Raw genomic sequence first — 14973 nt, 5'->3', positions numbered from 1 at the left:
CATGGCTGCTGTCCGAAAGGGTTACAATGACCACCCCATATGCAATCGCCATCCATGGCGGCGCTGGCGTTCTCCCCCGCAATGCGATGAGTGCCGAGCGCGAAGCGCAAACCCATGAGGCTCTAGAGAGGGTATTGAACGCTGGTGAAAGGGTGCTTGCCGACAACGGCAGCGCACTTGATGCGGTCACCGCAGCTGTCTGTGCGCTGGAGGACGAACCGTTGTTCAATGCCGGGCGCGGTGCTGTCTTTACCCGCGAGGGTCGTCACGAAATGGACGCGGCGGTGATGGAGGGCCTCGAGCGGCAGGCGGGTGCGATCGCGGGAATCTGTGGGCCTAAGAATCCGGTTTTGCTGGCACGTGCCGTACTCGAACAATCCCCGCATGTGCTGCTCACCGGCGACGGTGCGCTGGCACTGGCGCGCGAGGTCGGGTTGGCCTTTGAGCCGAAGAGCTATTTCTATACCGAGGAACGCTGGCAAAGCCTCCAGCAAACGCTAGCGCTCGAGGCCAGCGGAGCGCTCGACAATGATCCTTCGCGTCGGCATGGCACGGTGGGTGCGGTAGCGCGCGACCGCTCCGGCACGCTTGCTGCCGCAACTTCAACCGGCGGCATGACAGCAAAGAACAAGGGGCGGGTAGGCGACAGCCCCGTCATCGGTGCCGGCACCTATGCCGAGAACGCCAGCTGCGCAATTTCCGCCACCGGCGATGGTGAGGTGTTCTTGCGGCTTTGCGTTGCGCACGAGATCGCGGCGCGGGTGCGGCTTGCCGGAGTGAGCCTCGAAGACGCCGCCAAAGATGTCGTCTTGTCAGACCTAAAGGCGCTCGGCGGGTCAGGCGGCTTGATCGCGGTTGGCGCCAATGGCGAGATCACCATGCCGTTCAACTGCGAAGGCATGTATCGCAGTAGCGCTACTGAAAGTGGTTCTCGCCAGACGCTCATCTATTAGTCCTGCGGCGGCATTTGCCCGACGAACCCGGTGCGGATGTCGGCAGCTTAGGGCTTCGTCCCTAACGGCTGAGCGGTTTCTCTGAATGGGGTTGGCGGATAACGCTGCTTTTTTATGCCAGCCTGATGCTGCTTGTTGCGCGCCACTTCACTGGGCCTTCTTAGCAGGCAAACCTCTTCAAGAGCGCACGGCCGAGGGCGGCGCCACGCCAGCCAAGCTTGATCGAAAGCGTTTTGCGCACTTGACCCTAAGCTTCGCTGCCAACGGCTTCTTCACTTGGGGCTTCGCCCTCATCATTATCGTACTGTTAAAGCTCGCGGACTTGATATTGCAAGTGCTCTGACCGCTGGTTAGGTGGATGCCGTGCCTGCAGTCGGCATCCGCTAGCCTCATACTTGCCAGCCGGTCACGGTGTGGCCGCCGAACAGCATGGAGCGTATACCTGTTGCCGTGAGTGACGACGAAATGCCGGCCGGTGGGGCGCTGGCGGCGTTGAGCTTTTCGAACTGTGCCGCGCTTAGGGTGATCTCGGTGGCGGCAATATTGCTTTCGATCTGTGAAACCTTGGTGGCGCCGATCAAGGTGGACGCTACGCTCGGCTGGGCCATCACCCAAGCCAGAGCGACCTCGGCCATGGGGCGGTCGAGCTCGGTTGCTATGCCGCGCAACACCTCCAGGACCGCCCAGTTCTGCTTGGTGAATTTGGAGTTGCCGAAGGGATTGGGACCGCTCAGGCGGCCCGAGCCGCTGGTGTCTTCGGGGCGGTATTTGCCGCTGAGGAACCCGCCGGCCAAAGGGCTCCAGGGCATGACACCCATGCCGGCCTCGCGAGCGACGGGCACGTGTTCCTCTTCGACAAGACGAGCGACCAGGGAATATTCCAGCTGCATGGCGATCGGGCCGGGCACGCGGCGTTCGCTCGCCATGGTCGCGGCCTTCATAGCAACCCAGGCTGGCATGTCGGAGAAGCCGAAATAGCGGATCTTGCCGGCCCGGACGAGGTCCCCAAGCGTCTGCATGATCTCCTCCACAGGGGTGACACCATCCCAGAGATGCATCCAGTAAAGATCGATGTAATCGGTGCCGAGGCGCTTCAGCGACTGCTCGAGCGCGCGATGGATATTCTTGGCACCGGCGCCGCCGGCGTGCGGATTTCCACCTTTACCGGGCGTCGCCGTCAGTGGACTGGCGGAAGCATTGAAGCCGAACTTGGTAGCAAGCACAATCTCGTCGCGGGACCCGCTCTGGCTGATGAACTTTCCCAGCATTTCCTCGCTCGCGCCGTCCGAATAGACATCGGCTGTATCGACGAAGTTGCCTCCGGCGCCACGATACGCATCGTAGATCGATCGCGACGTGGCTTCGTCGGTGCCGAAAGGTCCGGGCCCGAAGGTCATTGTGCCGAGGCACAATGGGCTGACGACAAGGCCCGAACGGCCCAGGGTACGATAATCCGTTAGTGACATATCAAATATTCCATAGTGATCGATATGAAAGGCAGGCTACGGGTCTTGTCCACTTTGGTCAATGGATTTACTAGTGTTCACTATGAAACAGGCGCAGATCACTGCTCGCAAAACCGGCAGACCCTTGTCATTTAATCGAGACGAGGCGCTCAGGCAGGCCATGCTTACGTTTTGGCGCCATGGCTATGAGACAAGCTCAATCAGCGCGCTGACCGCAGCGATGGGGATTACCGCGCCAAGCCTTTACGCCGCCTTTGGCGACAAGAAGCAGCTTTTTCTCGAAGCCATGCGACTTTATGCAGGCTCACCCTATGATCTTGACGCGGCTTTAGCTGAAGCTCCAACCTCACGCGAGGCGGCACACCGCATGCTGGTCGCAGCCGCAAATGCCTTCACGGGAGAACTTACGCCCCGCGGCTGCCTGCTGGCCAGCGCAACGGCCAGTGGCTCATGCGCGTCGCAGGATGTGCAGGCCGAGGTGGCCGAGGTGCGGCGGCAGATCAGCATGCGCCTGCAAAGGCGGATTGATCTGGATAAAGACCGTGGCATGATCCCTGCCGATAGTGACAGCCAGGCCCTCGCAGCAATGGTCATTGCCTTGATTCAGGGCCTTTCTACTCTAGCCCGCGACGGGGCCAGCCGAGCAGAGATCCTGGCGGTCGCCACGGTTGCGATCAGCGCCTGGCCCTAGCTCTTGACGCTCACGGTTCTGCAAGGCGCGTCAGCTTTCGAAAAGACACTCACGGCTTTTCGAGATCCAAAGAGGTGAGGCTGACCCTGTGCCATCCTGCAGAATATTACGAGTGGGCGGAGAGCTTCGCGGCGCCACAGGTGGACCTTCGTCGATGACAACGGCAAGCTGGTTGCCGCCTTTAAGGTTAAAGACATTGGTGCCGATGGCCCAACCGCAGAGCTGGGAATCCTGCGCGGCGACCTCGCCGCCATCCTTTACGAAAAAGTCCGCCCCATATCGATTATCGCTTTCACCGCACATCCAAACGGTCGGAGAGCGTGACGAGTTCGAAACGCGTCAACCGCACCGCGACGTCGATGTCCCACTTGCCGGCAAGCGGCATCACCAATCCGGTCGCGTGCCAGTAGCCGTCGTCGCCTAGCTCCGCCATGACGCGGTTGCTTTCGATCCCGAGTGTCGGCGCAGAGACCGCCACCTCGACTTCGAGAGGGTTCACCGGCCCGAACTCGGCATCCATCAGATAAATAGAAAGGTCATTTGTACCGACTGTTCCGGGCGTGATGGTGAGATCCGCCATTATCCGATCAGTGTGAATATGCAGAGCGATCTCGCGAGCAGGCTGCAATGCAAGCGCGCGAGGCGGCGGGGTGAAGCGCCAAAGGGCGACAAGCCCGAAGATGATCGCAACAAGGACGATCTCGGTGACGATGATGGCGCGAAGTCTGGTCTGCGCGGTCGCGTTGCCGCTGAGAGCAGGATTTGTCAGCGCAAACCGATTGATGACGGCGAGGACGAACAGGACCGCAAGCAGACCGAGTTTGAGAGCGAGAACCTCTCCGTAAGGTGTCCACCATCGGGTAGGATCAGATCCCAACTGGATCGCTGCGAGCGTTGCGCCTGACACCAGGATAGCGGCAACGGCGAAAGGTATGCGCTTAGAAAACGTCGCCAGCACATTATTGGTCATGACGTCTTTTCGGCGCAACATCAGCGCCAGCGGGAATAACGCACCTGCCCAATACAAGACGCCCGCGGCATGAAGGAACACTGCCGGGCGGGTCAGCCATTGCGGGCTTGCGGCGCTGGCATGTCCACTCAGAGCAAGGGCCAGGGGCGCCAGAATCATGGCGCCAAGAGCAAACCAGCTGCGCACCCGGCCAATACGTTCATGCGCACAGGCACCGGCAAACACAAGAGCGGTAAACAGCAGCACGGCCGATGGGCCATAGCTTGTGCCAGCGCCCACGACCCATGGAGCGAGCGTAAGAAGGCTCCCGAGGGACACTGCGAGAGCATCAGCGCCATGCAGGCCCAAAGACAGCGGTGCTGCGATCAGGCCGACGGCAATGATGGCTTTCAAGTAGCGTGGAGACTGATACGAATCCGACGCGTGTGTAACCCAGAATGCCGCGCCACCAGCACCGAAAAATACGGCCCCGTAGAGGATGGCTTTCGCGAGCCAGAGCAGCAGCGTGACCCACGGATCGCCGGCCGTGCGAACATCTGCTGCGCCAGTGACTTCGCCTACGGAAAAGATGCTCGTCCCGCCAACCGGATGGCCGTCGAGAGACACCACGCGCCAACTGAGCACGCGGGTGCCGGGATCATCGCTTGAAGGCAGTGCGATCTGCAGCACCTGGCCATTCGCGTCAGTACTCAGCTCGATGCGTTCGCCATCGGGCGTAATCAGTGCTGCAGAAAGTATACTGACCGGCTCATTGAATGTGAGCGACATGACATCGGGTTGCGAAGCGATCACCGCATTCTGGGCCGGATAGGTCTCCAGCAAAACGGCGTGGGCCAGCGCTTGCGGCGCCACAAATAGCGGCAAGAGCACCAGCAGCCATCGCAGCGCTAGGCGAAGTCTTTTTATCATCTGTGTGTTCCCACGACAGGCGAGCGCCAAACATGGCGCTCGCCCACCTCTCATCGAACGCTAGTGGCCGGTGCCGTGTTCGGCGGGAACGAGAGTGAGGGACGGAGCCGGCTTGTCGACACCTTCCTCACCGCTGGTATCGATCCAGGCTTCCTCGCCATTGGCGCATTCCTGGATTGCCGGGAAGTAGAATTTGCCTTCCTCGAGGGAGTCGGCAAACGTGCCGCGGAAGACGAATTCGTCATACCATTCGTTGGGCAGATTGCCGTTTGACCAGACGATTTCCTTGACGCCCTCGGTCACCTCTGTGCCGTGGTTGTTATAGGTGTTCTCGTATGGGCCCGTGACGGTATCGAGCGTCCAGCCAGCTTTGGGCATTGGCTTGACCGCGAAGAAACCCTCCGGAATCTGAATGCGAACTACATTGGTAGCCTCGCTACCGCAGCCGTGCGGAACGCGCAGAACGGCTTTATAGGATGCACCCAGCGCAGCTTCCTGCGTTTCGAGCGTCGCATGTGCAAATGACGGCAGGACAAGGGTCGTTAGGGTGGCAACAGAAAGAGCTGCGCGCGACAGAGAGCGGATCATGATTGATCTCCAGTGCTTGAATGAATCTGATTTCGCGGCCTTGGGCCGCGACGACGTCAGATCAGCACTGGAGGAGCTCTTGGGTGTGGACGCGTTCGGGCAGGCAGCGGTGGCTCGTGTCGATCGCTGTCAGCCGGGACAAGTATGCCCGCAACGGCAATCGGCGCGAGTAATGCGCTCCCGCCGACGTCAGCGAACACCTGGGCCTTGCCGATTGCAGCAACGGGACAATGGACCGCGTCAGGGGTTTCCTGATTGGCGTCGGCATCATTGATTGCCGTGCAGACCGACCAGGCCGAACTGGCCTCGTAACCGAGCTTGGCGAAATCTTTTTGCAGCCAGGCAGCATGATGGAGGGGCGTCAGCAGCGTGAGCAGATAGATCGCGAGAACCGCAAGCGGTGCTCCAAGATCCTTCAGCACTGTGTGTCTGCCGTTCATCACACGTACGTGTCCCCCTACGCGGACTGTCTATGGACATTTTGCGACCTTACAGAGGTGTCATGGTGCCGCACCGCTTCGCAGTGCGCGATCTTGCTGGTGATGCGGCGCCGTTGGAACTCCCGTCGTACTGCCTTGTTTCATTCAGATCGGAAGGGGCTGGATGCTGAACCGTAGTCTTGCTGGCGCATTATCGGGCGTTGTCGCTGCTTTTCTCATGCTGCCGATATCGCATGTGGTGGCCCTTCTCGATCCCTCGGGGTTCGATCTCATATCGATGCTGTCGCTGACGCTCGGCGTCTCCATGCCAGCTGCGGTGCTGGCGCATATTCTTGTCGGCGCCACATGGGGCGTTGCGTTTGCGTGTCTCGTGCCGAGGTTTCCCCTGCCGGTTCCATGGGTCAACGGTGCGGGCGCGATGCTGGTGCCCTGGATCGCATTGATGATCATGCCGATGCCGGCGCAAGCCGCTACAATTTGCGGAGGCGCGAGCCCGTTGGCGTTTGTTCAGTCACTGATGCTGCACCTGGCGTTCGGTTTCGTTATGGCAGAAGTGTTTTCTCTACTTTTCAGAGACCAGGCAAAGCGCCAGCGCATTGATCCAACCCACCCTTGAAGGTGATGCGGCAGGCGCGGTGACGCCATAGGGTCGTTCGTTTCAGAGCGCAGCGCTTGCACACGTCACACGAATCGGCGCCAATGCGCGCGCTTCGGTTCCGCCAGATGCGCGGATTAAAAGGGAACACGGTGCGGCGTACCCATCAGGGACCAAAACCGTGGCTGCCCTCGCAACTGTAAGCGGCGAGCGTTCATCCAAGTGCCACTGACCCTTATCGGTTGGGAAGGCGGTGAATGCGTTACTCAGCCGCGAGCCAGGAGACCTGCCAGAGCCAGATACCATGAAGCCGGGCGAGGTGTCCCGGCAGGGGGTGCGAATGAAACCTGGCACGGCTTACGTAGCATCGGGCGAATTTAAACCTTCTCCAGTTGGGAGAAGGGTGGATGTCTGCGCCTGACGCCGCAATCTTTTGTATATCGCAGCAGCACCTGAGCGCCTCGCGTGAAGCGTCGATTTCGGCGTCTGTTCGCCAGGCGTGTACGTTGCCATGCTTTGTTGTCCGCCTCGAAGGCACCGGACAAACGCTTCAGAATGCGCTCGATGCCTGTCTTGTTGCAGGCCATGCGCGTGTGCTTGTGCAGCCGATCGGGCTGCCGTTTTCCCAAAGTCTTGCCGCGTGGCTGCCGGGCGTTCTTGCACACTGGAAGCAGAGCTCTGGCGCACGTATGGACTTGCTGCTGGGTTCTGAGACGATCGCAGAGGGCCTTGTGGGCGCCCTCGCAACGCAAGCCGTTGCCAATGTCAGCGACGCAACGCCGATTGATGCGCAAAAGCCCAGTCTGGGCAAGCGTGGCTGGGATGCACCGCCACCGTTCCGTCATCACCTACTCGTTTGTACTGGTCCCCGTTGCCATTACCGCGGTGCGCCAGACCTGAAGCTGGCGCTCAACGAGGCGCTTGTTGCCGAAGGCGTCAAAGATGCCTGCCTCATGGCAACGACCGGGTGTCTTTACCCCTGCAACAAAGGCCCGATGGTGGCGCTCTATCCGCGCGGCGAGTGGTACCGCCTCGAAGATGACGTCGCGGTCAAACGCTTTGTCAGGACTGTCATTCGCGACGGCAAACAAGCCCCCGATCTGCTGATTCATCGCCTCGAAACATTCAATGAAGACCACCATACGGGAGAGAACAATTAATGAAGGCCTTCCTGCTTACGCTTGGACTCAGCCTGGCTCCTGTTGCCGCATTTGCGCAGCAAACCGCGTACCCGCTCACAATTGAGAATGGTGGGAACACACTGGTGTTTGAGGCGGCACCCGAGCGCGCCGTGAGCCTTAATGGGCACACCACGGAAGTGATGCTCTCCCTGGGGCTGGCCGACCACATGGTGGGGACCTCCTACATGAACCATCCGGTAATTGAGCCCCTTGCCGCAGACTATGACACGATCCCCCAGCTGGCTGATGGAACCAGCTATCCATCGCTGGAAGTGTTGCTCGGGGCCGATCCAGATTTCACCTATGGGCGTCTCAGCGCCTACCGCGACACATCGGTCGCGCCTATCGAAACGCTCGCGGGGTTCGGCATCAATGCCTACGCCGTGAAGGGGACGCTGATTGATGGCGCAACCATTGAGGACGTCTACGAAGACATTGATAATCTTGGGCAGATCTTCGATATTCAGGATCGTGCGAATGCTCTGATCGCAGAGATGCAAGCGGACATCGAAGCAGTTTCATCGACCATCGACAACGCTGCAGTCGAGCCGGTATCGGTGCTGGTCTACGATAGCGGAACGGATGGAATCTACACCGCAGGCACAGCGCTGCAGACGAACCTCATCGAGCTCGCAGGCGGCCGCAATGTGTTCGATGATCTCGACAGCACCTGGGAAACGGTGAGCTGGGAAGAGGCGGTAGCACGCGAACCGGAGGTCATCGTGATCAATGACTATGGCCAAACCAGTGCTGACGAAAAAATTGCCCTGCTGACTGAGAACCCGGCTCTTTCAAGCGTGCCGGCGATCCAGAACAAGAGGTTCGTTGTCTTGCCTTTGCCTTCAATGTTTGAAGGTGTGCGCATCCCTGATGGGGTCAAGACACTCGCACAAGGCTTTCACCCGGAGCTGTTCGAGTGACGGTGTCTGCCCGCAGCGCCTCTGCTAGACTAGCACTGCAGCTTCAGCGCATACCGCTGACCATGGGCCTGCCGCTTCTTGCGGCAGTGCTGCTGCTCTCAGTAACGCTCGCAGTCACCATAGGCCCTGTTGATCTTTCGATGATGACCGCGTGGCGGATCGTGCTCGCCAAGATTACCGGAACCACCGGTGACTGGAGTATGGCTGCGGAAAACATCGTTTGGATGCTGCGTCTGCCACGTGTCCTGCTGGCCGCAGCCGTCGGTGGCGGACTGGCCATTGTAGGCGTCGCCATGCAGGCAGTCGTTCGCAATCCATTGGCAGATCCTTATGTCCTTGGAATTTCGTCAGGCGCTTCGGTGGGAGCGGTCCTGGTGCTGGGTTTGGGATGGTTCGGTGTTTTCGGCATTTACGCAATTTCGGCAGGGGCGTTTCTGGGAGCAGTGGGCGCGTTCGCCCTGGTGTTTCTGATCGCTATCGCCGGCGGTCAGCTTTCACCCTTGCGCCTGGTGCTTGCCGGTGTCGCTTGCGGCTATTCGTTGTCGGGCGTCACCAGCCTTATCGTGTTGACCTCAGATGATAGAGAACTCGCGCGCTCGGCAATGGAATGGCTGCTTGGCAGCTTCGGCAATACCGCCTGGGCTGACCTTGGCCTGCCGCTTCTGGTCTTACTTGGCGGCGGCATGTTTCTGCTCTCGCAGTCGAGGGCGCTCAATGCCTTGCTGATTGGCGACGATTCCGCCCGAACCCTCGGGGTCGATGTGGGCAGGCTCAGGATAATGCTGTTTATCGTCCTCTCGCTGTTGACGGGGGTGATGGTGGCCGTCTCGGGCGCAATCGGTTTTGTCGGACTTGTTGTGCCACACATTGTCCGCATGATCGTCGGGACAGATCATCGGCGCGTTCTGCCGGTCTCAATGCTCCTGGGCGCCACGTTCCTCGTCTGGGTCGACGTGGGCGCGAGAATGCTGTTCGCCCCAGCGGAACTGCCGGTCGGCGTCATTACCTCAATTCTTGGTGGTCCGTTCTTCGTATGGATGCTGGCGACCAATCGCTGGAAACCAAGGGAGACATGATGGCGCATCTCAACGTGGATCGGGTCAGCGTCGACATCGAAGGCCGCCGGATCGTCAATGAGGTCGTCTTCAGCCTTGAACGCGGTCAATTCCTCGGGCTGGTCGGCCCGAATGGAAGCGGAAAGACCAGCCTTTTGCGCGCAATCTACCGGGTGCTTGCACCGCGCAGTGGTCGCGTCGAAGTCGCAGGCGATAGCGTTTGGGCACTCTCCCCGAGGGATGTGGCGAAACGCTTGGCGGTCGTCGCACAGGAGCGCATGGGCGAATTCGACTTCACCGTATCAGAACTCGTCGGCATGGGGCGCACGCCGCACAAGCGGCTGATGGAGCGCGATACTGCGAGCGATTTCGCTATTGTCGAAGAGAGCTTGAGGCAGGTCGGAATGCTGGAGCTTCGTGATCGACAGTTCATGAATTTGTCAGGCGGAGAAAAGCAACGGGCCCTTGTCGCCCGCGCCCTCGCACAGCAAGCGGAGTTTCTGGTTCTCGACGAACCGACCAATCATCTGGACATCCGCCATCAGCTCGAGTTGCTGGAACTGGTGCGCAGTCTCGGCGTCACGACAATCGCGGCGCTACACGACCTTAGCCTTGCGGCGCGCTATTGCGATGCTCTGGTGATGATGAAGGACGGATGCGTCATAGAAAGCGGCTCACCGCAGCAGGTGCTGACGGCCGAGCGCATTGAGGCGGTCTATGGAGTTCGAGCACGCCTCTCAAGCAGCGAAAACGGACTGGCCATCGAATATAACCTGCCAGGCAAGTGACGGCACTTGTCTTACATCCCCCCAAAGCTCCGAGAACTGCCGGAGTCTCGGGCCTTGAGGCAGATTGGCAGCGCGCCCCTCGACTACCACCATACTTGCGATGCTGCTGGTTAGGCTTTTCGTGGCGCGGGGATAGTGTGGGCTCAGCACTCGTTGAGAAAAGTGACGACTGGCCATTGGCCCTGGCGGATGGCGCGCTGGCGAAGCCAGCCGCTGAGTTCTCCCAATTGTATCTCGCACCAGGCACCGTCGGAGGCCAGTGCGCATTGGGAGACGGGCAGGCAGGTGTTGGCTTCGGCAACGCCGATTACGCCCGCATCCGCTCGCGCTTCGGCGCGAATGTTGACGTTGGCGAGGGACCGTATCTGTGGACCTTGACCCGCCGCCTCGGGCGGCGCCAGCTGTTCCGGCGCAGCACAGACGCTGGATGTTCCGAGATAATAGCAACCGCTGGCCCGCGTTGCCGCGGCGAGTGCTTGCGCGCTGCCATCGCCGCCATCGGCCCGCTCGATGATGAAGTAATCACCGTCGGCTGACGTACCGCTCATGCGGCGTTGAGTGCCCCCGAGCGCAGCCAACGCCTTGCCGTCTTCAGCGGAGAGCACCAATTGCCCCTCGGCGATCTTCCAACTCGCGAAGCGAGCCGGCAGGCCGGTACAGTCCTGAGTCATGATCGGGTAGGTGCCGTTCTGGGCTTCGCCGCCGAGCGCGACGCTGCAAACTTCGCCATTTTGCGAAAACGCAGGATCGAAGATCTTCCAGTCTCCGGCAAAGACTGTGACGAATTGCGCTTCGCTCTGCGCGTGGGCAGGAAATGCCATGGAGGCACCAAGTAGTATCGCCATGGAAATGTGTTTGGAAAGCATCATCGCCGGTCTCCATAAGTGCGACGCTTCACAGCAAAGCTTACGTCGGCTCTAATCAAATCAAGCCGCAAAACAAGTCAATCCCGCTGCAACTGTCACGTCAACGCTCATCTGAGATTAACCTTGCCAGCGTAACGATGGTCACGAAGGCGGGGAGCCGCCCTGAGCCTGGGGTTCATTCATGTCCTACGCCACGCATCTCTTCGTAACCGGACTGTGCGTTTTGACGCTGGGCTGCACCGCTGCAGCCGGCTCTGGACAAGAGCAGCGGCCGGCACATTTCGGTATGGCGGGCAATGTCATCATCATCTCAGGTGATGGCGCTGATGCAGGCGAACCTTATGCAGAGACCGGAACCGGCAACCGACTGCAACTGGTTCAGGATGCGCCCGCTATCGCATGGTCTCTGCCGGTGAATGCGGCTGGCAACGGATCGCTGAGTTCACGTATCGAGACAACGGCGGCGCTGGATTCTGGCCCTGTTGCGGATCAACAGACTGGCAACAGCGCCAAGGCTATCCAGACCGGGTGGGGCAATGTGTTCCGGCTGGAACAGCAGGGCACCGGCAACAGCTCAATGCTCGTGCAAATCGGTACGGACAACAAGGCATCGCTATTTCAAGCCGGCAGCGGTAATCAGGCCGTGCAAGTGCAGCGCGGGCCTGGGATGATTTCCGTGGTGGAGCAGAGGGGCTCCAACAACACAGCATCTGTCTTCCAGCAATAGCGCCGGCTACCCCGAGGTCAATCCAACCGCCACCGGAGGAATGCTGCCGATCACCTCACCCTCTGATGCGGGAGGCGGCGTGGCAGGGCGCGGGGGTGCCTCGGGCGCAGATTGCGTGTTGGCGGGCGATGGCTGCGTGGGTTGAGCGGGAGCCGCCGCTGGCGGTGCAGGCCGCCGCGCCATGGCGACTGGCAACGGTCTCGTTTCAACCACGTCGGTTGCGTTACGTGTCACAGGCGGCACTGGAGCATAGGCTTGCGCCGTGATGTTTACCCCGTATTTTTCCTGCCGATAGGCTTCAACCAGACGCTCGCCAGCCTCTCGGTCGCCGAATTGCCAAATGTCCAGTTCCGCGCCTTCGACGATAAGCGCCAGAACTGCCTTTTCGATCGCCTGCTGCACGGCGATCTGCTTCGGCTCGTTCTGGGTGACCCCGGCCTCGGCTTCTATGATGCTATCGAGAGATGCATACTGGAAGATGCCGCCCTGCAGCGACTGCGATGCGAGCATCTTGTGAACGGTGACGCTGGCAAGCACCTCGCTGGTTGCCGTCGAAACGGCGCGCAAGGTGACGGTCACGACATCCTGTGTCCATTTCGTATCGCCACCAATGCCGAGATAACGCGCGCCAGCGCCGCCGGTCATGGCGTTGGTATCGTAGCCGATGATCCCGCCTTCGAGAATTATGCCCGCATGGGCAAGTGGGGGCAGGGCGCTGGCATTGATAACCTCTTCGCCGCGGTAGATCCGGCGCATTTCGGTGACGATCTGGCGCTCCTTGAGGAGATTGTCCAGCGCGGCACGATCTAGAACCGTAAACCAGCGCCGCTCGGATGCGTCTTGCAGGGCCTTGATCAGGATGGTCGACCCGCCCTGGGTAACCGCTCTCGAGGATGTCTGAAAATTGGCCGCTTCGCGGAACTGGCCGGTCAGATCAGGGAAATCATAGACCGCGACCGTTACGCGCTCTTTTGGCGGCGGCACCGTGCGCAACTCGTAGTTCTGCTTGCTGACCGGCGATATGACTGGCGCCTCGAGCCCGCCCATCAAGGGATCGCGCCCCAGCGTGTGGGAGCTGCATCCGGCGAGAGCCGCCGCGGCGCCGAGAAGCACCGCCGCTTTCAACACCTGACCAAGAAAGAGCGTTTTCGACATAACCAAGCCTGCTTAGAGCGCGGGTGAAGACGTGCTCATCGCACGACCAGTTGCGGAACAACGATTTCGGTGACGGTGCCGTCGGTGGCGTTACTGATGACCAAGCGTATGTCGCTAAGGGTCCGATCGAACTCTACGCTCGTATCGCCGAACTGTACGATACCGGAGTCTTCGCCGTTCTCGCCGAAGATCGCCTCGGTGACCTGGTTTGCGAGTTGAGACAGCAACCTGGCCTGTAGCTGGCGAACAAACAGATCAGCGTCTGAACTGCCAGGGGTGGGTGTCGGGATCAGCTCTTCATCGTCCAACCCTGCATCCCAGGCCGTCGCTTCGCGCTGGGCGCTCGCCATACCCAGCAGGTGCGAAGAATTCAGCGGGCTGCCCCCGAACGAAGGATTGATCGGCGTGTAGACCAAATCTCCGGCAAGAGAGGCGTTCGTTGTTGCTGCAACAATGAAGGCCGCCATCACAAGCGTTCCCGTTCTCATGCCTCGAATCACCCCAGTCTTGTATTTGATTCTGCACGCAATAAACAGTGGTCTTGGTTAATGCCCAGTAAAGGCAAAGCAGATACGGGTATTTGCGAGCGTTCTCTTCTGACTGAGTCTTGGTCTCGGCGCTTAGCGGCGACAATCGGAGATTTAATTTTAGGCCTGCTTTGCAAAGGCCTTAGTTGCACGAGCATGCTGCCGGATTGGCTCTGCCCGCCAATTGGCCTGGCACTTTACTAAACAGGTGTGCTGTGCCGATTTGCGCAGACAACACGCGACTCCGGGTATGTATTTACCCGGAGTGAGCGGCTGCCTTGGGAGGGAGGGCAAGCAAGGCTGTCGCCCCGCGATCGAACCGGGATGACGCACGGCGTTGCAGGTGCTTCGTGGCGGCTAGAAGCGCGTTTGGGTGATGTGCACCGTGGCGCCGTTTGAGACAACCGATACGCCGCCATTACCCACGTGTATTCCAGGGCCCAGGTCCATGGCTGTTGCGGGCGCCAGATTGTTGCCGTTCTGAACATACTTGGCCACGGTCCCGTCTCCCTGGACACTCAGGGCCATGTCGTTGCCATCGCCATTCTGGATCACCGTACCTGAGGAGAGCCAGCCATCGACGGTCACCGAAGTCCTGTTGCCGTCGCCATTTTGCAGGGCGGAGCCGACGCTTGATGTGCCGGAAACCGCGACATCTGCAATATTTCCCGATCCATACTGCCCAACGATACCCGCGGCATGCAGCGCATCGAGACTGATGGTGGCTGTGTTTCCAAGGCTTGTGCCAGGGTTGTTCTGGTAGAGAACGACATTGCCGCCGGTACCGCTCACCTGAATGTCGGCGTTGTTATTAGACCCCAGCTGTAGTGCGGCTTCCGTATATGGAGCAATCGCCAGCCAGTTGTCTCTCCAGGCACCAGGGACGAGGATGGAGAGGCCGCCGACCTCGCTATGCGCAGCGCTGGATTGATCGACAAAGATACTGTTGCCGGTTCCCGGAGATCCGGGCTCTCCCTGAACGATCGACAATGTGTTGGATTCACTGACTGCGGATGTCGTCCCGGCGGCCATGAGCGCTGTCGTGATTGCCGCGGCAATAGCAGGTTTTTGCATGTCCACACCCATGGCTGCGCAAGACGAATGATCGAGTTGTGGCGATCGGCCGAGAAGCCGATCGCCTT

The 14973-nt window shown here is 60.0% G+C and carries 16 protein-coding genes and 1 riboswitch; of the genes, 8 read left to right on the top strand and 8 right to left on the bottom strand.

All coding sequences use genetic code 11. The features are described from left to right. Positions 1-26: 26 nt before the first annotated feature. Positions 27-953, top strand: a complete 927-nt coding sequence (locus tag IE127_RS06390; RefSeq protein ID WP_189424393.1) for an isoaspartyl peptidase/L-asparaginase family protein — start codon at positions 27-29, stop codon at positions 951-953. 389 nt (positions 954-1342) lie between these two features. Here IE127_RS06390 and IE127_RS06385 read toward each other — a convergent pair whose 3' ends face one another. Further along, positions 1343-2419: an aldo/keto reductase gene (locus IE127_RS06385; RefSeq protein WP_189424391.1), complete on the bottom strand. Its 1077-nt coding sequence runs from the start codon at positions 2417-2419 to the stop codon at positions 1343-1345. Between the two features lie 160 nt (positions 2420-2579). Between IE127_RS06385 and IE127_RS06380 the strand changes: the two genes are divergently transcribed. Continuing rightward, on the top strand, positions 2580-3110 hold the full coding sequence (locus IE127_RS06380; RefSeq protein WP_210310424.1) for a TetR/AcrR family transcriptional regulator: 531 nt from the start codon (positions 2580-2582) through the stop codon (positions 3108-3110). A 292-nt stretch (positions 3111-3402) separates the two neighbouring features. On the opposite strand, the gene IE127_RS06375 is transcribed toward IE127_RS06380, so the two are convergent. Genes IE127_RS06375 through IE127_RS06365 form a run of 3 tightly spaced genes read right to left on the bottom strand, consistent with a single transcriptional unit; the run spans position 3403 to position 6017 of the window. Beyond that, positions 3403-4989 (bottom strand): copper resistance CopC/CopD family protein, encoded by a 1587-nt coding sequence (locus tag IE127_RS06375; protein WP_189424386.1) that lies wholly within the window; start codon positions 4987-4989, stop codon positions 3403-3405. Positions 4990-5049: 60 nt separating this feature from the next. Further along, complete coding sequence (locus tag IE127_RS06370; protein ID WP_189424384.1) at positions 5050-5577, bottom strand: YcnI family copper-binding membrane protein; 528 nt, start codon at positions 5575-5577, stop codon at positions 5050-5052. 56 nt (positions 5578-5633) lie between these two features. Continuing rightward, the gene (locus IE127_RS06365) at positions 5634-6017 is read right to left on the bottom strand and encodes a hypothetical protein (RefSeq protein ID WP_189424382.1); all 384 of its coding nucleotides are present in this window, start codon (positions 6015-6017) and stop codon (positions 5634-5636) included. Positions 6018-6180: 163 nt separating this feature from the next. Here IE127_RS06365 and IE127_RS06360 point away from each other — a divergent pair, with 163 nt between their 5' ends. The 5 genes from IE127_RS06360 (at position 6181) to IE127_RS06340 (ending at position 10556) form a co-directional block, all read left to right on the top strand. Further along, positions 6181-6633: a DUF6789 family protein gene (locus IE127_RS06360; protein WP_189424380.1), complete on the top strand. Its 453-nt coding sequence runs from the start codon at positions 6181-6183 to the stop codon at positions 6631-6633. Positions 6634-6711: 78 nt separating this feature from the next. After that, positions 6712-6920, top strand: a riboswitch (cobalamin riboswitch). A 99-nt stretch (positions 6921-7019) separates the two neighbouring features. Further along, entirely contained in the window at positions 7020-7772 is a 753-nt protein-coding gene (locus IE127_RS06355; RefSeq protein WP_189424378.1) for a (2Fe-2S) ferredoxin domain-containing protein, read from the top strand. Then, positions 7772-8713, top strand: coding sequence for an ABC transporter substrate-binding protein (locus tag IE127_RS06350; RefSeq protein ID WP_189424376.1), 942 nt, complete (start codon positions 7772-7774; stop codon positions 8711-8713). Before IE127_RS06355 ends, IE127_RS06350 begins: the two co-directional genes overlap by 1 nt. After that, positions 8710-9789: a FecCD family ABC transporter permease gene (locus IE127_RS06345; protein ID WP_210310423.1), complete on the top strand. Its 1080-nt coding sequence runs from the start codon at positions 8710-8712 to the stop codon at positions 9787-9789. Before IE127_RS06350 ends, IE127_RS06345 begins: the two co-directional genes overlap by 4 nt. Then, positions 9789-10556: an ABC transporter ATP-binding protein gene (locus IE127_RS06340; protein ID WP_189424374.1), complete on the top strand. Its 768-nt coding sequence runs from the start codon at positions 9789-9791 to the stop codon at positions 10554-10556. Before IE127_RS06345 ends, IE127_RS06340 begins: the two co-directional genes overlap by 1 nt. A 143-nt stretch (positions 10557-10699) precedes the next feature. On the opposite strand, the gene IE127_RS06335 is transcribed toward IE127_RS06340, so the two are convergent. Continuing rightward, complete coding sequence (locus IE127_RS06335) at positions 10700-11425, bottom strand: AprI/Inh family metalloprotease inhibitor (RefSeq protein WP_189424373.1); 726 nt, start codon at positions 11423-11425, stop codon at positions 10700-10702. Positions 11426-11603: 178 nt separating this feature from the next. Between IE127_RS06335 and IE127_RS06330 the strand changes: the two genes are divergently transcribed. Then, the gene (locus tag IE127_RS06330) at positions 11604-12149 is read left to right on the top strand and encodes a hypothetical protein (protein ID WP_189424372.1); all 546 of its coding nucleotides are present in this window, start codon (positions 11604-11606) and stop codon (positions 12147-12149) included. Between the two features lie 6 nt (positions 12150-12155). On the opposite strand, the gene IE127_RS06325 is transcribed toward IE127_RS06330, so the two are convergent. The 3 genes from IE127_RS06325 to IE127_RS06315 all read right to left on the bottom strand — a co-directional run bounded on the left by IE127_RS06325 (position 12156) and on the right by IE127_RS06315 (position 14905). Beyond that, on the bottom strand, positions 12156-13304 hold the full coding sequence (locus tag IE127_RS06325; protein WP_189424371.1) for a CsgG/HfaB family protein: 1149 nt from the start codon (positions 13302-13304) through the stop codon (positions 12156-12158). A 35-nt stretch (positions 13305-13339) separates the two neighbouring features. Then, positions 13340-13792, bottom strand: coding sequence for a curli assembly protein CsgF (locus IE127_RS06320; protein ID WP_189424370.1), 453 nt, complete (start codon positions 13790-13792; stop codon positions 13340-13342). A 396-nt stretch (positions 13793-14188) separates the two neighbouring features. Beyond that, a complete protein-coding gene (locus IE127_RS06315) occupies positions 14189-14905 on the bottom strand; it encodes a hypothetical protein (RefSeq protein WP_189424369.1) in 717 nt (238 codons plus the stop codon). Between the last annotated feature and the right edge of the window lie 68 nt (positions 14906-14973).

The sequence above is a fragment of the Devosia pacifica genome (genome assembly GCF_014652635.1).
GTDB lineage: Bacteria > Pseudomonadota > Alphaproteobacteria > Rhizobiales > Devosiaceae > Devosia > Devosia pacifica.
The sequence above is the reverse complement of the archived record's forward strand: the minus strand, read 5'-3'. Positions and strand labels throughout refer to the sequence as shown.